The organism is Puniceibacterium sp. IMCC21224, from assembly GCF_001038505.1.
In the GTDB taxonomy this organism is placed as follows: Bacteria; Pseudomonadota; Alphaproteobacteria; order Rhodobacterales; family Rhodobacteraceae; genus Puniceibacterium.
Map to the genome: position 1 here is coordinate 3,293,649 of NZ_LDPY01000001.1, position 20,672 is coordinate 3,314,320.

Consider the following 20,672-nt stretch of genomic DNA (forward strand, 5'->3'; position numbering starts at 1 on the left):
TGACCCATTCCGCGTTATCTCATCATACCAGTTGGGACCATCCAGATCCCGAGACCCCGATGCCCAACCATGACAGCCCCGATCCCATACCCCGGCGCAAGCTGTCGGACGCCGTGTTTGACCGACTGCACGCGATGATCCGCAGCGGCGAACTGCTGCCCGAAGATCCGCTGCCGTCTGAACGCGCCCTGATGGACCGCTATGGCGTGGGCCGACCGGCGGTCCGCGAGGCGCTCCAGGCGCTGCATACCATGGGGCTGATCACTGTCAGCCACGGCGAACGCAGCCGGGTTAAACGACTCACCCCCCAAAGCGCGGTGCATCAGCTTGACGGCATCGCGCAAACGCTGCTGTCGGTCGCGCCAGAAAACCTTGACCACCTCAAGGACGCGCGCAAGATGTTCGAAACCGGCCTTGTCCGCGTCGCCACCGCGCGGTGTACTGCGGCGGATATTGACGCCTTGCGGCAGATGATCACAGATCAAAGCGCCGCGCGCGATAACCCCACCGCGTTCATCGCGGCCGATATCGCGTTTCATGCGCGGATCATCGCCATTGCAGGCAATCCCGTCGTCTCGGCAGTGGCGGATGCCATGCTCAAATGGATTTTTCAGCATCACAGCGCCCTCTTACGCTGGTCCGGGCACGAAGATGTCACCCTGACAGAACATGGACAGATCGTCGATGCCATGGCCGCAGGCAACGGCGGCGACGCCGCCCGCCTGATGGGCGTGCATTTGGACCGCTCGGCCCATATGACCGAAGTGCCCGCGAACCCCAACGATGTCCAGTAGGTCCTGCGGCTAAGTGATGCGCTGAATGCTGGCGGCAATCTCGTCCGGTTCAAAGACCCGTTTCCAATCGTCGCGCATCAGGGCCGGTTTGCCAAAGGTGATTGCCTTGTTGCAGGCATCCGAGAACACGCCGTCAATTTCCTTGAAAATCACCGCGCCAAGAATGTTCATATGCCCCAGCAGGAAATCCCGCGCTGCCTCTTGCGGCACACCGCGGGCGACCACCTCGTCCATCGCCTCTCGCATCACATCCAGCAACGAGGCGCAGACAGTCTCGGACAGGCCCGGTTCCAGCAGCGCCATCTGTTCCACGGTGACACGATGGCTGCGCGCGACCGGCGCATAGATCGCGCGACCGACCTTTTCACCGATGGCGTAGTGTTCGTCTGGGCCTTGCATCAATGCGTTCACGATGCCCTGTTGTGCCGCGATACCGCCAAAATAATCCTTGCGCCCGGCCTCGGTCATCTCATTGTTGTAGATCGGCGGATGGCAGGGATGGCTGACAAAATAAGTCACATCGGCGCGCTCTGGCAGATGACCGGCAAACGGCCCCGCCGCGTCGAGGCAAATCACCATCGCGCCGCTGGGCACCTTGTCGATGATTGCCGCCGCCACGGCGCGGATTGCCGTATCCGGTACCGCCAACAGCACGACATCGGCGCCGTTCAGGGCGTCGTCGACCGGCACGCAATCCACACCGACTGCCGCTTTCAGCCGCGCGCGCCCGGCTTCTGATATTTCGACATGCGCCACCTCAAAATCGCTCTCCAGCAGGTTGGTTGCGCTGCGCACGCCCATTTTACCCCCAGCCCCCATGAGTGCCAGTTTCATCCCCGTCTCCTCCCGATTCCGCTATCAATTCAACTGGTATGATGACATGATATCTGTGCCACGAAGTCAAGCCCACCCGGCGCGGCGGTCCAGACGCGGGTTGGCTTGGACAAACCCGAACGGCTGCTTAGGATGCGGCGGTACGCTCCAAAACTGAGGTCACAACCATGCCACCCTATGAGATCATCGAACCGGTGTTTCAGGACTACATTCTGGGCAATGCCCAACTGAAACAACTGGCCACCGGCTTTGACTGGGTCGAGGGGCCGGTCTGGTTCGGCGACGCAGGCTGTCTGCTGTTTTCCGATATTCCAAACGACACAATCCATCGGTGGACGCCGAATGCCGGTCTGTCGACGTATCGCGCGCCGTCACATTTTGCCAACGGCCATACCCGCGACCGGGCCGGTCGGCTGGTCAGCTGCGAGCATGGCACACGGCGGGTAACGCGAACCGAATATGACGGCACGATCACCGTTCTGGCTGACAGATATCAAGGTAAGCGGTTGAATTCACCCAATGATGTTGTGGTCAAATCCGATGGCAGCGTCTGGTTCACCGACCCGCATTACGGCATCGTTTCGAATTACGAAGGGCATCAGGCCGAAGAAGAGCTGCCCTGCAACGTCTACCGTATCGACCCGATCACCGCGACGATTGAGGCGGTCCTGACTGATTTCGACTGCCCCAACGGGCTGGCGTTTTCACCTGACGAAACCGTACTGTATGTGGCGGACACCGGGCGTAAATTCGACCGCCCGCGCACGCAGCATATCCGCGCCTTTGCGGTTGCGCCCGACGGGACACTGTCCGGCGGCGCGGTATTTCACAAGATCGCGCCCGGCGCGGCAGACGGCTTTCGGGTGGACACGGACGGCAACCTCTGGTCCTCAGCGGCGGATGGCGTGCATTGCCTGTCGCCCGCCGGCGTGCCGCTGGGCAAGATTCTGGTGCCCGAGCTGGTGTCAAACCTGTGCTTTGGCGGGCGTGGCAAACATGTGATGTTCATCACGGCCACCACCAGCGTTTATTCCATCGCGCTGATCCGGGCGGGCGTATAAACGCCCGGCCCCTTGTAAATCAGAACATCGGATCGGGGCGGAACCAACCATCAGGAAACCTCTGAGCAGGCCGTGACGTTCTGATCCGACAGCCAGTGCGTCACAAGATCCGCGATCTCGTCAGAATTGGCGTCCATCATCGGCATGTGCGAATTGCCCCGAATGCCCATCTTTGGCAGGTCGAAATGTTCCGCCACCCCGCCCAGCGCCCTCAGCCGGTCTGACTGCGCGATGGCGCCCGCCTTGTAGGTTTGCCACGCTGGATGATCTTCGCAATTGTCACCCCAGACATACAGATGCGGGACGCGGGACGCTGCGGCACACCCAGCGGCGTCCAGCGTTGGGGCCCCCGCGGGCTCTAGCAGCACAATCGCCGCGATTCGGTGCGGCATCTGCGCCGCGACGCGCTGCGCGAACCATCCACCCTGCGAATGCGCAACGATCACCACGCGATCAAACCGTTCGACAAGCGCCGCGTAGGCCACGACGGAACTGGCGGCGTTGGTTGTCCAGCGCGGCACAAACTGGGCGCAGAGCTGATCAAACTGGTCCAAAGGAAACTGTTGCCCGGCAAAGGCGCGCCGGGCCGCAGGATCCGCCGAGAACCCATCGGATGGACCCATACGGAACAGATACCAGGCATCCTCGGCCGTGCGGAACAATGGCGCGCTGTCGTAGATCTGCGGATAGGGCGACCACGAGGATCGTCCCCGTTCAACGGCATCCGACACCACCACGTCATAGCCGCGACGCAGAAAGATCGACGACCAGCCGGGCCTGTCGTCCGGCGTCGTCTCCCATGTCACTCCGGTCATCGCGCCGCCGTGCCAGAACAGCACCGGCACGTCTGATTGCGGCTGCTCCAGCATGAATTGCTGCGCATAAAGCTGACCACTGACGTAATGTCCGTTCAGATCCACCATACGCGGCGGCGAATCCGGCGACACGCGGAACTCTTGCCGGGGCTGGCCGGTCAGTTCGACACTTTTTCCTCCGACGTGAAACGATCGGATCCCACGCAACGAAATCGGCTGAACCGTCATTTCAGCACCTCCGGGCTGTCCACAGCGGCGATATCCTCGGGGGCGAGCGCGATCAGACGCACCCGGACCGTACCGCCGGTTGCCTGTTGCAGCGCGTCGTGTAGCTGTTGCGCGGCGGCCTGTCGGATATACCCGTTTCGCGCAATCGAGGCGCGGTGCTGTACTTCACACAGCACATCGCACCCCTGGGGCGTCGCCAGAGCAGCCGACAGAACCACCTGGATCAGCTCGACTCTGGCATCCAGCGCCTGTTTCAGGATCGCGGTGACGGTTTCGGTGATGTCGCCTGCCTGCGCAGTGACCTGCGCAACCAGTTCCGGGGCAACGGTGATATGGGCAATAGGCATAGCGTTCCCCTAGTTTTTGCCAAAGACAAGGTCCGGCAGCCAGGTCGAGACTGCGGGCACAAAGGTGATAAAGACGAGCAGGCACAGCATCAGCAGGATGTAGGGGGTCACGCCCCGGATCACCTTGTCGATGCCGGTATTGGCCACCGACTTCAGCACAAAGAGGTTAAGGCCGACCGGCGGCGTCAGCAGCGCGATCTCCATGTTGACCACAAGGATGACGCCAAAGTGGATCGGGTTGATCCCCAGTTGCAGCAGCGCAGGCACCACCAGCGGCACGAAAATCAGAATGACCGAGATCACTTCGAGGAACATGCCCAGCACGAACATGATGACATTCGCTGCAATCAGGAATTCCCATGGGCTAAGGTCCATGGTGTCGATGAAATTCACCAGCGCCCGCGTCACACCTGCCCCGGTCAGCCAGTGGGCAAAAGTCAGCGCCGCCAGCACGATAAAGATGATCACTCCGGTTTGACGCACACCATCGGCCAAAATCGACAACACGTCGCGCAGCCGGATTTCACGATAAAAGGTCAGCGACACGATCAGCGCAACGATGGCTGACAGGCCCGCCGCCTCGGAAATCGTGACAAGGCCGGAATAGATGCCACCAAGGATAATGATCGGCACCAGCAGCGCAGGCAGCGCGTTCAGGTTGGCGTGGATGAACTGATCGCGGTCCATCGCCTCTTCCACCGGAAGATCATAGCGCACCGCGTAGTAGCGAACGTAGACCATCAAAAGCGCGGCCTGCAACAGCCCCGGAACCACACCAGCCAGAAACAGCCGCGGGACAGATTCATCAACGATGATACCGTAGATCAGCATGGCAAGAGAGGGCGGGATCAGGATACCGAGCGTGCCCCCGGCGCCGATTGTACCGGTGGCAAAGGTGATCGGGTACCCGCGCTCTTTCATCGCCGGAATCAGCACCGCCCCGATCGCCAGCGCCGTCGCGACCGAAGAGCCCGAGATTGCCGCAAAAACAGCGGTCGCCAGAATGCAGACAATGCCCAGCGCGCCACGTGTCCGACCAACCCAGGCCGAGGCCATGTCGATCAGCGCCTTGGCCACACCGCCGCGCTGCATAAAGGTCGCCGCGATGACAAACAGCGGCACAGCGACCAGCGTATAGGAATTCAGGTGGTTGGCATATTGTTGCCCAAGTGACACCAGCGGTGCGCCTTCGACCACCCAGGTCAGTACGGCAAGGCCCGACAGAACCAGATAGATCGGCACCCCGATCAGCAACAGCAGAAAGAACAGGATCAGCACAATCGTCAACAGCATCGGATCAGCCCTCCTGTCCGGTAATCAGCAGTACAAGCTGCCAGAGATATGTTGCGGAACACAGCGCAAACCCCACCGGAATTGCGGCGTAATACCCCCACATTGGAAAGCGGATCGAACTGTCAGATCGCTCGCCCAGCATCAGCGCGAAATCCACCATCAGCCATCCCGCATAGGCGATGAATCCGGCGATCACGACACCAAAGAGGCAGGTAAACACCCGCAGCACCCAGCGGGTCCGCGGTGGCAGCGCCTCGACCAGCATGTCAACGCTGACATGCATCTGATCGCGGATCAGCCGACTTGCCCCCAGCATCACCGCCCAACCAACCAGGTAGACGGTGACCTCGGCCCCCCAGTCGGGCAGCAGAGTCGGTGCCAAATAGCGCAGGATGGATTCGCTGACTGTCAACAATGCAGCGGCAAGAGCAAGGAGACCGGTCGCCCCGGTCTCCAACCCGATGAGGATCTGTTTCATCGTCAATCCGCTGGATCAGCCGTCGATGGCCGACGACAGCATGTCAATGAACCCGCCGTCGATGCCAAGTTCATCGATCAGCGCGGGTTGTGCGGCCAGCAGCTGCTGGCGCATCGCATCCAGATCTTCGGCACTGGGATCTGAGGTAACGATGCCGTGCTCGGCGTTGACGTCGCGCGCCTTGGCCTGCCGGTCCGCAGCAAAGTCGCGCTGACCATCGACCATCGCATCCCATGTGTCGATCAGCAGCGCCTGAAGATCCTCGGGCAGCGCGTCCAGACTGCGCTGATTGATCAGCGGCACATATTGCACGATGGCCTGACGGTCCTCCATTGCATAGGCGACACCTGCGTCCCACAGCTTGGCCGAGGCCACGGATTCCTGCGTGGCCCAAAGCGACGAGATCGTGCCGGTCTGCAACGCCTGCGGCACGTCGGGCCACGAAATCTGCACCGGGACCGACCCCATGGTTTCATAGCGCTGCACCGTCGCCGGACCACCCGGCACCCGCACCTTCAACCCCGCCAGATCGCCCGGCGTTTTCAGCGCCACTTCGGTCGAAAAGACTGTGCCAAAGCCCAGATCAATCGGACGGCCCAGCACCTTGACACCCAGCTTGTCCTCGATCCGTTTGTGCAGATCGTCGCCGACCGGGCCATCGACCACAGCATAAATCTGATCACGTCCAAGGCCATAGAACATCGGCAATTGCTCAAAATCGCTTTCGGGGACAAAGCGTGAAATCAGCTGGTATTGCGGGATGGCGATGTCGATGGCGCCCTGCGCCACGGCGGCGGCTGCCTCGCTGTCCTTGTACTTGGCGGCAGCTTCAAAGATCTCAAGCTCAAGCCGACCGTCGGACGTCTCGTCAATCGCCTTGGCAAAATCCTTGAGCCAGACGTTGCGCACGTGCTGCGGGCTGGTGTCCAGCGTCACCGACAAGGTGTAATCTGCGGCAAACCCTGCGCTGGCGGTCAGTGCCGCCGCAATTGCGGTTGCGACGATAAATCCGGTTCTGATCATGGTGTCCTCCCTAAATATTGTCGGACCCTGATAACGGCCTCTGGCACAAAAATCTTATATGGATTAACTATTCCGACATAATTAAATTCATATGGCAAAATGGCGCAGCTCGTTCATCAGTTTGACCTTGGTCGATTACAGGCCTTTATGACCGTCGCCGAAGAGGGGTCGATCACCGCTGCCGCCGTTAGGCTGGGAGTAGCGCAGCCAGCGTTGTCAGCGTCGGTCCGACGACTCGAGGCGGACCTTAGACTCGACCTCTTTGAACGGCTGCCGCGCGGTGTTGCGCTGACCGCCGCAGGGCGACGCCTCCTGCCACAGGTCTACGAGGTGTTTGGCATCCTGAGGGCGCTGCACAACGAGCTGACGGACCTGGTCAGCGAACCCTCTGGCGAGGTCTCGATCGGCCTGCCGCCGTCGGCAGCGGTCGTGCTGGCCCAGCCATTGCTGCGCGGATTGTCGTCCCGGTTCCCTAGGGTGTCACTGCGGCTGGTCGAGGCGATGTCAGGCTATCTCTATGACTGGGTCGAGGCGGGCGAGTTGGATATCGCGCTGACCTTTAACGGCGTCGACACCGACACCATAATTTCACGCCCGCTGCTGCGCGAAGAGATGATGCTGATCGGCGAAGCCGGTCAGATGCGCACCATCCCTGATCCTTTTCCGATTGCCCGCATCGCCGAACTGCCGCTGATCGTCACATCGGCCCGCCACACCCTGCGCAGTCTGCTGGAACGGCAGGTTGACGCGCTGGGGCTAAAACTGAACATCCGGTTCGAGATCGACGCCGGCCAGCAATTGGTCCGCATGGTCAGCGCAGGCGAAGGATTTGGCGTCTTTGCCCAAAGCGCCTTTGCGCCGGAACTGGTCGCCGGACAGGTACGCGCGGTACCGCTCGACCCGCGCTACCAACGCACGGTCTGCATGAGCTATCACCGCCGCAACAAGGCGGATACCGTCCATAGCCAGGTCCGCGACGAACTCGAACGCTTGACGCTTGATCTGCATGGATCTGGGGAATGGCCCGTCGGTTGAAACACGGCGCGGTAGGTTAGCCAGCCTCACGACAGTTGCATAAAACACAACTATCGCTGCAAACCTAACAGTTTACGCATCTGTTTTCTGTACCTATCGTCCGACGTACACTTTTGGGAGGAGTAGATATGACATACCTTGTGACGCGGGCGATCGTTCCGGCATTTATGGCCGCCTCGCTGGTCGGTGCGCCGGTGCAGGCGGGCAAGGCCGACGACACGCTGCGCGTGGCCATGGCCGAAGAAATTCTGAACCTCGACTATAATTACACGACCAAGCGCGAATACATCATCCTTGCGCAAATGACGGACACGACGCTGTTCGATCTGGACCCGGTGACGCAGGAATTCCACCCCGCCGTCGCGACAGGGCATGAGTTCGTGGACGAAACCACGCTCGACATCACATTGCGCGATGATGTGCAGTTTCACGACGGCAGCCTGCTGACGGCTGAGGACGTGGCTTATACCTACAACTGGATCAATCGCGACGACAGTGAATCGAACGCGCAGGGCGTGGTCAGCCGCTGGCTCGACAATGCCGAGGTGACGGGCCCGAACACCGTTCGCTTTCACCTGAAGTCGGTCTACCCGCTGCTGCTGCGCGACATGGCGCAGCGGATCATGTTGCGCAAGGCCGGTGCCTATGACGTGGACGGCGAGATTGACCGCGATGCGATGGCGCAGGCGCTGATCTCGACCGGCCCGTACAAGGTTGCCAGCTTTGAACCCGGTCAGGAGCTGGTGCTTGAGCGGTTCGACGGATATTTTGGCGAAAAGCCAGCCATCGAAAAGATCATCGTGCGCAATATTCCCGACATCGGCACCCAACAGGCCGAGATGATGTCGGGCGGAATCGACTGGATGTTCAAGGTGCCGCTGGATCTGGCCAACAGCCTTGGCGCGACGCCAATGGCCACACATCTGAGTGGACCGGACCTGCGCATCGCCTTTGCCGTGCTGGATGCGGCCGGGCACACTGGCGCCGATGGTCCACTGACCAAGGTCAAGGTGCGTCAGGCGATCAACCACGCCCTGAACAAAGCCGAAATGGCCGAGTACCTGATCGGCGGCTCTGCCGAGGCGATCCACACCGCCTGCCATCCGGCGCAGTTCGGCTGTGACACCAGCGTGCAGGATTATCCCTACGATCCCGAAGCGGCCAAGGCGCTGCTGGCCGAGGCAGGTTACGGCGACGGCTTCCCGCTCGAGCTCTGGGCCTACCGCGACAAATCCGTGGCCGAAGCGGTATCGGCGGATCTGACGGCCATCGGCATCGATGTGAACCTGCGCTACGTCAAACTGGAATCGCTTAATCAGGCTCGCGCGGCCCGCGATATCCCCGCCTATATCGGCACTTGGGGTTCGGGCGGCACGGCGGACACCGCAGCCATTGCACGCATCCATTTCTCGATGGAGAGTGACCGCAACATGTCCGGCGATCAGGCTCTGGCGGACGAGGTGCTGGCGGCAGAACAGACCAATGATCAGGAAAAGCGCGCCGAGATTTACTCAAGTGCCCTTGGTACTATCGCTGATCAGGCCTACTGGGCGCCACTGTTCACCTATTCGGCAAACTACCTCGTGTCGCCGGATCTGGAATTCCCACTGGATCCCGACGGCCTGCCCCGTCTGCAAAACGCCAGCTGGAAATAAGCGGCGCGGCCCCGCAGCCATTGCGCAGCGGGGCCATTCCGGGCCAGGGGATGCTGTCCCCCCGCCCCACAGAACACAAGGTCTGAGCTATGTTGAAATACATCCTGCTGCGCGCTCTTCTGGCGCTGGCCGTCGCCTTTACCGTATCGCTCGCGGCGTTTCTGCTGCTGAATGTCGCCACGGACCCCGCCCAGGCCATAGCGGGCGAGGATGCTACCCAGGACGTGGTCGAAACGATCCGCGCCCGTTATGGCCTGAACGACCCGCTGCCCGTGCGCTATGCGAACTGGCTTGGCGGCGTGTTGCAGGGCGATTTTGGCGAAAGCTACTATTGGCACAAACCCGTGGCCGAACTGGTGGCCGAACGCGCAGGCGTCACCATCGCGCTCGCCCTGTCCGCCCTTGGCGTCACCATCGCGATCGCCATTCCACTGGGTGCACTGGCGGCGCTGAACCCGAATTCGTGGATCGACCGAATGGCGCTGGGTGTTGCCGTGTCGGCGCAGGCGGTGCCGAACTTCTGGCTGGGTCTGATCATGATCATTCTCTTTGCGGTGATGATCCCGATCTTTCCGGTGTCGGGCGACGACACATGGCTGCATTTCGTATTGCCGGCCTTTGTGCTTGGCTCCTCATCTGTGCCTGCCGTGATGCGCCTGACCCGCACCGGATTGATCGAGGTGATGGGCGCTGATTACATCCGCACCGCCCGCTCCAAGGGGTTTCGCAGCGGGGCACTGTTGCGCCGTCACGCGCTGCGCAACGCGCTGCTGCCGGTGATTTCGGTTCTGGCCGTACAACTGGGCCAGAAATTCGGCGGATCAGTCATCACCGAGAGCATCTTTGCCATCAACGGCCTTGGCCGACTGGCACTGGAATCCATCCTCGGGGCCGATATCCCGACGGTTCAGATGCTCATCTTTGTTTTCGCCATCGTCTTTGTAGCGATGAACCTGTTGGCCGACATCCTGAATGCGGCTCTGGACCCGAGGATCCGTATCGGATGACCGACGCACCTACATTCACCGTCGCGGCGACCGACGAGGCCGCCCCCTTTACCCCGCGCCAGCTGATGCGCCGCCGTGCGCGCAGCCATACCGGATTTCTGATCGGTGCCGGGCTGATCGTCACGCTGGCCCTGATCGCGATCTTTGCGCCGCTGCTGGCCCCGCATGACCCGTTTGTGCAATCGCTAAGCAGCCGGATGCTGCCCCCGGTCTGGACTGAGGGCGGCACCTGGGATCACATGCTGGGCACGGATCAGAACGGGCGGGACTATCTCAGCCGCCTGATCTATGGCGCGCGGGTGTCAATCTCGATCGGTCTTGGCGCGGCCACCATCGGCCTGCTGATCGGTGTCACCCTTGGTGTTGTCGCCGGCTATTTCGGCGGCTGGGTCGATCACGCCGTCAGCTTTCTTCTGACGGCTCAACTCGCCCTGCCGGGCCTTCTGCTCGCCATGGCACTGGTGTTCATCATCGGCCCGTCGATCTGGGTGGTAATCGGTATCATCGGTGTGTTGCACTGGACCTATTACCTTGTCGTCACCCGCTCGGCGACGCAGCGCATCCGAAGCCTTGATTTCGTCGCTGCCGCACAGGCATCCGGCGCAACCCCGCGTCAGGTCATCTGGCACGAGATCCTGCCAAATCTGGTCAGCCAGATCATCGTGATCTTCACGTTTGAGCTGGGCATCGCAATCCTGGCCGAAGCGTCACTATCGTTCCTTGGCGTCGGCATTCAACCACCCACACCCAGCTGGGGCCTGATGATCGCCGAAGGCAAACAGGCGATGTTCTACCGCCCGTGGCTGGTGGTTCTGCCCGGCCTCTGCCTGTTCACCCTTGTGATTGGGGCCAACCTGATGGGCGACGGCCTGCGCGACATCACCGCACCGGAGGGCCGCAGCTGATGCCCAAATTCCTTGATATCCAGAACCTTTCGGTTTCCCTGCCCCTTCCCGCCGGTCGCCTGCACGCGGTGCGCGACGTCTCGATCAGCCTTGATCGGGGCGAGGCGCTTGGCATCGTCGGAGAAAGTGGATCGGGCAAGAGTATGTCCGCGCTTGCACTGATGCGCCTGCTGCCGCGAGGTGCTGAAACCAAGGGCAGTCTGCACCTTGATGGCACTGACCTTGGCGTGCTCGACGACAACGCCTTTTCGCGGCAATTCCTTGGCCACCGGATCGCGATGATCTTTCAGGAGCCGATGACCTCGCTCAACCCGGTCTACACCATCGGGCGGCAAATGACCGAAGCGGCGGTGCAGTTCGGTGGCCAAAGCCCGCGCGCGGCCCAAAAGCGCGCGCTTGGCCTGCTCGACCGGGTCGGCATTCCCGATCCCGTCGCGCGATTGTCGCAATACCCGCACCAACTGTCAGGCGGTCAGCGACAGCGGGTGATGATCGCCATGTCCCTGATGCTGGAGCCTGAGTTGCTGATCGCGGATGAGCCGACAACCGCGCTGGATGTCACGGTACAGGCGCAGATCCTCGACCTGCTGGCCGGCCTGCGGCGCGAAATGGGCATGGCGATGATCCTGATCACTCACGACCTTGCCGTCGTGGCCGAACAGACCGACCGCGTCGCGGTGATGTATGGCGGCGAGATGATCGAGGAAGGCACGGCGCAGGCCGTCATGGCTGACCCTGCGCATCCCTACACGCAGGCGCTGTTGGGGGCGATACCGCGCATGGATGGTCCCCCCCGACGACTGGGCGCGATCCCCGGAACCGTGCCGTCGCTGCTAAGCCCACCGACGGGCTGCATCTTTGCCCCACGATGCAGCTATGTGCGCGCAGAATGTGTTGCCGCACGGCCACCACGCCTTGGCACCGCAGCGCATACCCGCCGCTGCATCCTGAGTGACGGCGAACGTCCCGCCCCTGTGCCCGCCGCCCCCATACGCGCTGATCACGTCAAAGCCGCCAATGAGGACGCGATGATCGAAGCCCGCGACATCATTCAGGTCTATTCCTCGCGCAAAGGGCTGTTCGGCGCCAAGCACCAAATCACCGCCGTCGATGGCGTCAGCCTGACACTCAGGCGCGGCGAAACGCTGGCGCTGGTCGGGGAAAGCGGTTCGGGTAAATCCACCCTTGCGCGGATCATGTTGGGCCTGTCGCTGCCGACGTCGGGAACGGTCACCATGCTGGGCCGCCCGGTCGCGGACCTTTCGCCGTTGGAACGTGCGGCCCTTGTGCAGCCGATCTTTCAGGACCCGTATTCCTCGCTCAACCCGCGCCGTACACTGGCCGAGATTATCTCGCGGCCGCTGACGCTGCGCGGCACGGACGACGCAGCAACCCGCGACACCAAGACCCGCGAGGCGATGGAGATGGTTCGCCTGCCAACGCGGCTGCTGTATTCCTATCCGTCGCAACTGTCCGGCGGTCAGCGCCAGCGTGTCGCCATCGCCCGCGCCCTTGTCACCCGGCCACAGGCGCTGGTCTGTGACGAACCGACCTCGGCGCTGGATGTATCGGTGCAGGCGCAGATCCTGAACCTGCTGACCGACCTGCAGGCCGAACTTGGGCTTAGCTGCCTTGTCATCACCCATGACATGGCGGTGGTGCATCAGGTTGCCGACCGGGTCGCAGTGATGCTGAACGGCAAGCTGGTTGAACAGGGCACCTGCGACGCCGTTCTGCGCCACCCGTCCAGCGAATATACCGCGCAGCTTTTGGCTGCGGCACCACAGTTCCGCCCCGAGCAGATGACCAGAACACCCGCGCAGGAGGCGACGCGATGAACCTGACCCCGGACACGCTTTTTGCCCGCGATACGCTTTGGCAATCATGGCTTGATGTCGAGGCGGCGCTGGCGCGGGCGCAGGCCGAATTGGGCATGATCCCCGATTGGGCCGCCGCCGACATCATCGCCGCAGCCACGCTCGACACGATTGGACGCGATGCGATGGAGGCCGATGTGCGCCGCACGATGGCGCCCATCCTGTCGCTGACCCGACTACTGGGCGCTGCAGCGGGCGAGGCCGGGAATTATGTCCACTGGGGGGCAACAACGCAAAACGTGATGCAGACCGGGCGATTGCTGCTGTTGCGAAAGGCAGACACCGCGATCCGCGCCAACCTTGGCCGCGCGGTGAGCCGCATGGGCGATTTGGCCCAGACCCACGCCAGCACCCTGATGGCCGGGCGCACCAACCGCCAACACGCGCTGCCAATCACGCTGGGCTTCAAGATTGCCGGCTGGATCGAAGAGATGGACCGCGCCGAGGCCCGCCTGACCGACGCCGCCGGGCGCATGTTCGCCCTGCCCTTTGGTGGCGCAGTCGGCGCGATGCATGCCTTTGGCAGCCAAGGTCGCGCGCTGAACCGCAAGCTGGCCGACGATCTGGGCCTGCGCGAACTGCTGGTGCCGGGACGCGCGGTGAATGATCTGTTCGCGGAATACGTGGTGCAACTTGCGATGCTTGCCATGACGGTAGAACGGACCATGTCCGAGGCCTATGCGCTTATGACCGAAGAAATTGGCGAGATGAGCGAGCAGCTGGACAAGGGCACCGTCGGATCGTCGACCATGCCGCAGAAAATCAACCCGAAATACGTGGTGCGTACCATCGCTCAGGCGGTCGAACTGCGCGCCCTTGCCGCTCCGGCAATGGAGGCCGGGCGCAGCAGTCACGAAGGCGATGCCTCGGCCAACCAATTGCTGTCGTCAGTGCTGGATCGTGCTGTACCACTGGCCTGGCGGATGAGCGAAAGCTTTGCCGACACGTTGGTCCGCCTTACCCCCAGCCCCGCCCGTATGGCCGCGAACCTCGCCCGCAGTCAGGGCGCGATTGTCGCCGAGAACCTGATGATGGTGCTGGCCCCCGTCGTGGGGCGTGGATCTGCCCACGATATCGTGCACCACGTGCTGGAAACCGGCGGCGCGCAGGCGCTGAGAACCGCCCCCGAAATCGCCGCCCATCTGTCCTACGAAGCGATTGCTGCGGCTCTTGATCCGGCCCAATACACCGGCGACAGCAAGGTCATCGCCCATGAGGCCGCGACGCTTGCGATCAGCCTCGCTGCGCGGCTGGGCAGCGCGTAGACCCGTGCGCTAGATCAGCTCTAGAAAGTCATGCGCCTGCGCCTCGCGCAGGCGCAGCGCCTCAATATGATCACTGATCGCATCCAGAAACTTTTCCGCCAACGGGGCATAGGGGCCGCGCGGATGCAAACTGGCATACGTGATCCAGTGCTCGCCTTCGACCGGGCGCAGCACCAGACCACCGCCCGAAACCGGCGGCGCACAGACCCTGTCGATCAGCGTCAGGCCAAGGCCCGCGCGCACCATCTCGACCGTCACCACGGTCGATCCGGTCTCAAACGCGATCGTAAATGGCTGCCCCGCCAGACCCATCAATTCGTCCAGCCGGTTCCGCCAACGCTGCCCCGGTGAAAGCGTGACAAACGTCTGCCCGGCAAGATCCTGAACCCGGATCACCTCATGTGTCGCCAATGGATGGTGTTCAGGCATCAGCACACACAGCTTTGATCGCAAAAACGGCACAACCTGCAAATCAATGATCGCATTTTCGACCGGCAATGAAATCAGGCCAAGGTTGTAGCCGCGCACCGACACCTTGCTTTCGATGTCAAACCGGCTTTCGACGCTGACCGTACATTGCAGCGACCGCGTTTCTGCCGCGAGCCGCCCCAAAGCCGGCACAGCCAGCCCGTTGGCCAGCGGTGCTGCTGTGACCACCGACAACCAGCCCTGCGCCCGGCCGCGCACATCGGCCGCAACGCGCGGTATCTCATCAATCCCGATCAACGTGTTGGCAACCTGCCGAAAGAACAACTGCCCCTCTTCTGTCAGTTCCAGCCGCCGTCGGGTCCGCGAAAACAATGTCAGACCGATATCGCTCTCGAGCTGCGATAGCAGCCGACTGGCGGCTGACGCGGAAATGTTCAGCCGTGCGGACGCTTCGGAAAGGGCACCGGTCAGGACGATTTGCCGGAATAACTGCAAAGCGCGAAGGTTCATCCTAGCACGCCCCGCCCCATAGAACCGGGGCGACGTGCCACAGATCGCAGCGGCGCTGCCGGTCTGCCGTTTGCAGTGTCACGGCGATCAACCTGACGGTCATTTCACTCTCCCTCCGCGATGATCAGGACTGAGCCGCCGCGACCGAAAATTCCGAGCAACCCTATTTTGGAGCCACTGGATCGGGTCAGTGCTCAGACAAACTGCTCCTGAATCAATCGCTCTTCCAATCCGTGGCCCGGATCAAACATAACCCGGTGCTTGATATCAGGTTCGGATCGGATATCGACCTGCACAACGTCGCGCACCGCGCGTGCGTCCGCTTCGGCCATGACCGGGCGCTTGGACGGGTCAAGCACCTCAATCCGGACTTCTGCGGTTTTGGGCAGCAACGCGCCGCGCCAGCGTCGCGGTCGAAAGGCTGACATCGCGGTCAGGGCCAGTACATCAGATCCGATCGGCAAAATCGGCCCGTGCGCCGAATAGTTGTAGGCCGTCGATCCGGCCGGCGTCGCCACCAGCGCGCCATCGCAGACCAGCTCGGACATCCGCAGCCGACCGTCGACGCTGATCCGCAACCGTGCCGCCTGTGGACCGGCCCGCAGCAACGACACTTCGTTGATGGCAAGTGCCTCGTGGATCGTCCCATCCGCGGTGATCGCGCGCATCGACAGCGGGTTGATCACCGTCTCTTCGGCCGCGCGCAACCGCTCTTCCAATCCCTGACCCGAATATTCGTTCATCAGAAAACCGACGGTCCCGCGGTTCATCCCATAGACCGGAGCCGCCAGATTCTGCGTCCGGTGCAGCGTCGCCAGCATAAAGCCGTCGCCGCCCAGCGCCACGATCACATCCGCGCCTTGTTCAGCGTGATCGCCATATTGCCGCGTCAGCGCCTCCCGGGCCGCCTGTGCTATTGGTGCCTCGCTTGCGGCAAAGGCTATTCTCAGCGACATCTTGTCTTCCCCGGTTATGTGTTTCCGAAACAAGCACAAGTTCCCGTCAGGCACCAGCAATGCCGTGCACATTGGCCAACAAGTCGCTTTACGTGCTTTTCGCGCGCCCCGTGTTCCGATAGGAAACGCGCATCTTACGGACCACCCAGCAACCCAAGAGGGAGGCACTGCCCATGAACGCCCCACACCGCGACACCGGTTTTTTCACCGAATCCCTGGCTCAGCGCGATCCGGAACTCTTTGGCACCATCACCAGTGAGCTTGGTCGCCAGCGCGACGAGATCGAACTGATCGCATCGGAAAACATTGTTTCGGCCGCTGTGCTCGAAGCGCAGGGTTCGGTTCTGACCAACAAATATGCCGAAGGGTATCCGGGCCGGCGCTATTACGGTGGCTGTCAGTTCGTCGACATGGCCGAAGAGCTGGCCATTTCCCGCGCGTGCCAACTGTTTGGCTGCGCGTTCGCCAACGTTCAGCCGAATTCCGGCTCGCAGGCGAACCAGGGTGTGTTTCAGGCGCTTTTGACGCCGGGCGACACCATCCTGGGGATGTCGCTGGATGCCGGCGGCCACCTGACCCACGGTGCGCGCCCCAACCAGTCGGGCAAATGGTTCAACGCCATTCAGTACGGCGTGCGCCGCGACACGCTGGACATTGACTATGACCAGATTGCCGCCCTCGCAGCCGAGCATAAGCCAAAGATGATTATCGCTGGCGGCTCGGCCATCCCGCGCAAGATCGACTTTGCCAAAATGCGCGAGATTGCTGACTCAGTGGGTGCCTACCTGCTGGCTGACGTGGCACATTTTGCCGGCCTGATCGCGGCAGGCGAATATCCTGATCCATTTCCGCATGTCCATGTTGCCACCACGACCACGCACAAGACCCTGCGCGGTCCGCGTGGCGGCATGATTCTGACCAACGACGAGGCGATCGCCAAAAAGATCAACTCGGCGATTTTCCCCGGCATTCAGGGCGGCCCTCTGATGCATGTGATCGCGGCCAAGGCGGTCGCCTTTGGCGAAGCCCTGCGCCCCGAGTTCAAGACCTACATCAAGCAGGTCATCGCCAATGCGCAGGCGCTGGCGGATCAGCTGCACAAGGGGGGGTTGGAAACTGTGACCCACGGGACCGATAGCCATATCGTGCTGGTTGACCTGCGCCCCAAAGGCGTCAAGGGCAACGCCACAGACAAGGCTTTGGGCCGGGCGCACATCACCTGCAACAAGAACGGCGTACCGTTTGACGACGAGAAACCGACTGTGACCAGCGGCATCCGGCTCGGCTCGCCCGCCGGGACGACGCGTGGTTTTGGTGAGCTTGAGTTCCGCGAGATCGGTGACTGGATCAACGAGATCGTTGATGGTCTTGCGGCCAACAGCGAGGACGGAAACCGCGCGGTTGAGGACAAGGTCAAGGCAGAGGTCGCGACGCTTTGCGACCGCTTCCCGCTGTACCCGAACCTCTGATCGGGTGCTGATCCGGACCGCCCGTGCGGTTCTGGTCAGGCCTCGGTATATCAGGCCCCGGAATCACGGCCAAGTGACGCAAAACGGGGTCGCCAGATGGCGACCCCGTTTCATGTCGTGTATCGTCTGAATTATAGACCGTTGATGAAGTGATCCACTTCCTCTTTGGCCTGTTCTTTCGACTTGCCGTATTTGGCCTGGATCTTCCCTTCGAGCACTTCGCGGTTGCCGTTAATTTCGGCCACTTCATCGTCTGTCAGATCGCCCCACTTGGCTTTGACATTACCGCTGAGCTGCTTCCAGTTGCCTTCGATTTGATCCCAGTTCATGTGATATTCCTTTCATGGTTGGTTGCATTTGATTGAGACGTGCGGCTGCGTCCAGGACATCCCGGGCATAGCCATAACTTCTGAGCGGCCGGAACCGCACCCCGTCCCCGTAGATCCGGGTGGCGAGGACAGAGGCGGCACCCACCGCATCTGGTCATTCTTTGATTGCCCTGCCCCGCCGCCGCCGGAGCGGCCGTTGTCAGGGCTTGCCGGGTTGAAACAGCGGCACAGTCGATATCGCCATCTTGGCCGAACCGTTCTGCACATCGCGAGCGTGCGAAATGTAGATCAGCGTCTGGTTCGCTTCATCGAAAATCCGCTTTACACTTAGCGACTTCCAGATGATCGACCGGCGTTCCGAGAACACGCTTTCGCCTTCGTCCGAACGATCAATATCACCCAGCTCGATTGGCCCTGTCTGCCGACAGGCAATAGACGAATTTGACGGATCTTCGAACCAGTTGCCTTTTTGCAGCCTGTCGATCAGACCGCGTTCGAAATAGGCGACATGGCAGGTGACACCCGCAACTTCGGGGTCAGCAAAGGCTTCGATGATGATGTCATTGCCCAGCCAGTCCACATCGACATTTCCGACCTCCTCGGCCTGAGCGGCTCCGCTAGATGCAAACAGCGCCATCAGGCACGTGATAACGGAACCTGCGGCTCTGCGACCGCCTGATTTCATCGTAGACCAAAGAACGAAAGAATGGCCAATACGACAACGATCAGTCCGACGATATAGATAACCCGGTTCATGGTATGTCCTCGCTTTTGCGTTTTGCTATATGTGGGCCTGCGCCCCGGCAGCTGAACTGCCTGTCTGGAGAATGAACGCAGCAAATCGCAAAACGTTCCCGTCTTTGATTACGCCAGCAGTGCAATGCTATGGCCGCGTCCTGTGGTGACGGCTTCGCTGGTCTCCGTTTTCATGGCATTCAGGCGGCAGCGGCAGCACGCCAAACGCGCGACCTTACAGAAAACCGCGCGCGATCAGCAGGGCCAGCAAACCGCCCGCCGCGAGCAAAAGGTTGAACGCAAGCGTTCCCAGAACACTCAGGATTCGCCCTTTGCGCCGATCAGCGACGTCGACGCGCTTTAACTGCGCCTCGGCGCGGGCAAAGGCCGCTGCAACCGCCCGAGGGTCGGCCCTGTGGGCGAGCTTGGGGTTGCCAGCCATCCGCGCCGCCTCGGCCACCAGGCCTGCGTCGCGCCGGACCGATCCCGGCAATCCGCGCCCCACCCGTGCCAGACGCTGGGACAGATCGCCCTCGCGCGCTCCAAAGCGTTCGGCCAGCAGCGCCTCGAGTCGCTTTGCCTGGCGTTGGACATCCTTCACTTCGATCATCGTCGCACGATACCCCGCCGCTGCGGCAGACAAAAGATGCAATCCCCAGCGCCAGAACCGCCAAACCGTGGCGCCATCAATGCAAAAGCCAGTTCCATTGAAACAAAAAGCCGCACAGCAGAGCGGCGCCACTTTTCTCTCGCACCGGGGCGCAGTAGACCTGATGTCATGCTGAATACAATCACCCATGGCTCTGCCACCGATCAGCTGCCGCTGGTCATCGTTCACGGGCTCTATGGCTCTGCCCGCAATTGGGGGGTGATCGCCAAACGCCTGTCAGAGGACCGGCTGGTGGTGGCCGTTGACCTGCGCAATCACGGTGACAGCCCATGGACCGACAGCCACAGCTACCCCGATATGGCGGCGGATCTGGCTGGGGTCGTTGCGACGATTGGCGGTCGCGCGAATGTTGTTGGGCATTCGATGGGTGGCAAGGCCGCGATGATGCTGGCGCTAGGCTATCCCGACACGGTAGACCGCCTGATCGTGGCCGATATTGCGCCGGTACGCTACAGCCACAGTCAGGTGCAATTCATCCACGCAATGCGGTCGGTCGATCTGAAAAGGGTCGAGAAACGCTCGGACGCGCTGGCGCAACTGGCGCTGACGGTGCCTGATCCGACCCTACAAAGCTTTTTCACCCAGTCTCTGGACCTCAAGGACAAGCGTTGGAAGCTGAACCTCGACACGCTTGAGGCCGAGATGCCCAAGGTGCTGGGCTTTCCCGAGGTATCCGCCACCTTCGACAGGCCAACACTGTTTCTGTCGGGCGGCGACTCGGATTACGTGACGCCGGAATATCGTCCCCAGATCCGGGGGATGTTCCCCACGGCGCGCTTTGCCCGCATTCCCGGCGCCGGTCACTGGCTGCACGCCGAAAAACCCCGCGAATTCGAAGCAGCGGTGCGCGCCTTTCTGGCGCTGCCCGGCTGACATCGCGGGCCAGCTTCGGATTTTCGAAATCGGCGAACCGCTCTTGGCAAATGCGATCCGCGCCCCCTTGTGCGCGGGCGGTTC

At 61.8% G+C, this 20,672-nt stretch carries 21 protein-coding genes; 10 read left to right on the forward strand and 11 right to left on the reverse strand.

Going from position 1 to position 20,672, the window contains the following annotated elements:
- Window positions 1-59: 59 nt before the first annotated feature.
- Window positions 60-794: a transcriptional regulator NanR gene (nanR, locus tag IMCC21224_RS15325; RefSeq protein ID WP_047996075.1), complete on the forward strand. Its 735-nt coding sequence runs from the start codon at window positions 60-62 to the stop codon at window positions 792-794.
- Window positions 795-803: 9 nt separating this feature from the next.
- Here the strand turns inward: nanR and IMCC21224_RS15330 are convergent, their stop codons facing one another.
- Window positions 804-1,628 (reverse strand): phosphogluconate dehydrogenase C-terminal domain-containing protein, encoded by an 825-nt coding sequence (locus tag IMCC21224_RS15330; protein ID WP_047996076.1) that lies wholly within the window; start codon window positions 1,626-1,628, stop codon window positions 804-806.
- 167 nt (window positions 1,629-1,795) lie between these two features.
- Between IMCC21224_RS15330 and IMCC21224_RS15335 the strand changes: the two genes are divergently transcribed.
- The gene (locus tag IMCC21224_RS15335) at window positions 1,796-2,689 is read left to right on the forward strand and encodes an SMP-30/gluconolactonase/LRE family protein (protein WP_047996077.1); all 894 of its coding nucleotides are present in this window, start codon (window positions 1,796-1,798) and stop codon (window positions 2,687-2,689) included.
- Window positions 2,690-2,739: 50 nt separating this feature from the next.
- On the opposite strand, the gene IMCC21224_RS15340 is transcribed toward IMCC21224_RS15335, so the two are convergent.
- Genes IMCC21224_RS15340 through dctP form a run of 5 tightly spaced genes read right to left on the reverse strand, consistent with a single transcriptional unit; the run spans window position 2,740 to window position 6,873 of the window.
- Complete coding sequence (locus tag IMCC21224_RS15340) at window positions 2,740-3,732, reverse strand: alpha/beta fold hydrolase (RefSeq protein WP_053078997.1); 993 nt, start codon at window positions 3,730-3,732, stop codon at window positions 2,740-2,742.
- Window positions 3,729-4,079, reverse strand: coding sequence for a hypothetical protein (locus tag IMCC21224_RS15345; RefSeq protein WP_047996078.1), 351 nt, complete (start codon window positions 4,077-4,079; stop codon window positions 3,729-3,731). Before IMCC21224_RS15345 ends, IMCC21224_RS15340 begins: the two co-directional genes overlap by 4 nt.
- A gap of 9 nt (window positions 4,080-4,088) precedes the next feature.
- Entirely contained in the window at window positions 4,089-5,372 is a 1,284-nt protein-coding gene (locus IMCC21224_RS15350) for a TRAP transporter large permease (protein WP_047996079.1), read from the reverse strand.
- Window positions 5,373-5,376: 4 nt separating this feature from the next.
- Window positions 5,377-5,850: a TRAP transporter small permease gene (locus IMCC21224_RS15355; RefSeq protein WP_047996080.1), complete on the reverse strand. Its 474-nt coding sequence runs from the start codon at window positions 5,848-5,850 to the stop codon at window positions 5,377-5,379.
- Window positions 5,851-5,865: 15 nt separating this feature from the next.
- Entirely contained in the window at window positions 5,866-6,873 is a 1,008-nt protein-coding gene (dctP, locus tag IMCC21224_RS15360; RefSeq protein ID WP_047996081.1) for a TRAP transporter substrate-binding protein DctP, read from the reverse strand.
- Window positions 6,874-6,972: 99 nt separating this feature from the next.
- On the opposite strand from dctP, the gene IMCC21224_RS15365 reads away from it, so the two are divergent.
- The 6 genes from IMCC21224_RS15365 (at window position 6,973) to IMCC21224_RS15390 (ending at window position 14,617) form a co-directional block, all read left to right on the forward strand.
- Window positions 6,973-7,908, forward strand: coding sequence for a LysR family transcriptional regulator (locus IMCC21224_RS15365; RefSeq protein ID WP_047996082.1), 936 nt, complete (start codon window positions 6,973-6,975; stop codon window positions 7,906-7,908).
- A 128-nt stretch (window positions 7,909-8,036) separates the two neighbouring features.
- Window positions 8,037-9,563 (forward strand): ABC transporter substrate-binding protein, encoded by a 1,527-nt coding sequence (locus IMCC21224_RS15370; RefSeq protein WP_047996083.1) that lies wholly within the window; start codon window positions 8,037-8,039, stop codon window positions 9,561-9,563.
- Window positions 9,564-9,652: 89 nt separating this feature from the next.
- A complete protein-coding gene (locus tag IMCC21224_RS15375; protein ID WP_047996084.1) occupies window positions 9,653-10,570 on the forward strand; it encodes an ABC transporter permease in 918 nt (305 codons plus the stop codon).
- On the forward strand, window positions 10,567-11,475 hold the full coding sequence (locus tag IMCC21224_RS15380) for an ABC transporter permease (RefSeq protein ID WP_047996085.1): 909 nt from the start codon (window positions 10,567-10,569) through the stop codon (window positions 11,473-11,475). The genes IMCC21224_RS15375 and IMCC21224_RS15380 overlap by 4 nt, the downstream gene beginning before the upstream one ends.
- On the forward strand, window positions 11,475-13,313 hold the full coding sequence (locus tag IMCC21224_RS15385; protein WP_047996086.1) for an ABC transporter ATP-binding protein: 1,839 nt from the start codon (window positions 11,475-11,477) through the stop codon (window positions 13,311-13,313). Before IMCC21224_RS15380 ends, IMCC21224_RS15385 begins: the two co-directional genes overlap by 1 nt.
- Window positions 13,310-14,617 (forward strand): lyase family protein, encoded by a 1,308-nt coding sequence (locus IMCC21224_RS15390; RefSeq protein WP_047996087.1) that lies wholly within the window; start codon window positions 13,310-13,312, stop codon window positions 14,615-14,617. Before IMCC21224_RS15385 ends, IMCC21224_RS15390 begins: the two co-directional genes overlap by 4 nt.
- A gap of 9 nt (window positions 14,618-14,626) precedes the next feature.
- On the opposite strand, the gene IMCC21224_RS15395 is transcribed toward IMCC21224_RS15390, so the two are convergent.
- Both IMCC21224_RS15395 and IMCC21224_RS15400 read right to left on the reverse strand, forming a co-directional pair.
- Window positions 14,627-15,556, reverse strand: coding sequence for a LysR family transcriptional regulator (locus tag IMCC21224_RS15395; RefSeq protein WP_047996088.1), 930 nt, complete (start codon window positions 15,554-15,556; stop codon window positions 14,627-14,629).
- 194 nt (window positions 15,557-15,750) lie between these two features.
- Window positions 15,751-16,512 (reverse strand): NAD kinase, encoded by a 762-nt coding sequence (locus IMCC21224_RS15400; RefSeq protein WP_047997180.1) that lies wholly within the window; start codon window positions 16,510-16,512, stop codon window positions 15,751-15,753.
- A 173-nt stretch (window positions 16,513-16,685) separates the two neighbouring features.
- Between IMCC21224_RS15400 and glyA the strand changes: the two genes are divergently transcribed.
- Window positions 16,686-17,981, forward strand: coding sequence for a serine hydroxymethyltransferase (glyA, locus tag IMCC21224_RS15405; protein ID WP_047996089.1), 1,296 nt, complete (start codon window positions 16,686-16,688; stop codon window positions 17,979-17,981).
- 131 nt (window positions 17,982-18,112) lie between these two features.
- Here the strand turns inward: glyA and IMCC21224_RS15410 are convergent, their stop codons facing one another.
- From IMCC21224_RS15410 to IMCC21224_RS26575, 3 genes are all read right to left on the reverse strand, one after another.
- A complete protein-coding gene (locus IMCC21224_RS15410; protein WP_047996090.1) occupies window positions 18,113-18,310 on the reverse strand; it encodes a CsbD family protein in 198 nt (65 codons plus the stop codon).
- Between the two features lie 199 nt (window positions 18,311-18,509).
- On the reverse strand, window positions 18,510-18,947 hold the full coding sequence (locus tag IMCC21224_RS15415; protein ID WP_156178297.1) for a CreA family protein: 438 nt from the start codon (window positions 18,945-18,947) through the stop codon (window positions 18,510-18,512).
- A gap of 333 nt (window positions 18,948-19,280) precedes the next feature.
- On the reverse strand, window positions 19,281-19,688 hold the full coding sequence (locus IMCC21224_RS26575) for a hypothetical protein (protein ID WP_231582099.1): 408 nt from the start codon (window positions 19,686-19,688) through the stop codon (window positions 19,281-19,283).
- Window positions 19,689-19,823: 135 nt separating this feature from the next.
- Here IMCC21224_RS26575 and IMCC21224_RS15425 point away from each other — a divergent pair, with 135 nt between their 5' ends.
- Window positions 19,824-20,588 carry an alpha/beta fold hydrolase gene (locus IMCC21224_RS15425; protein WP_047996092.1) on the forward strand — a complete coding sequence of 255 codons (765 nt, stop codon included), beginning with the start codon at window positions 19,824-19,826 and terminating at the stop codon, window positions 20,586-20,588.
- The last annotated feature ends 84 nt before the right edge of the window (window positions 20,589-20,672 follow it).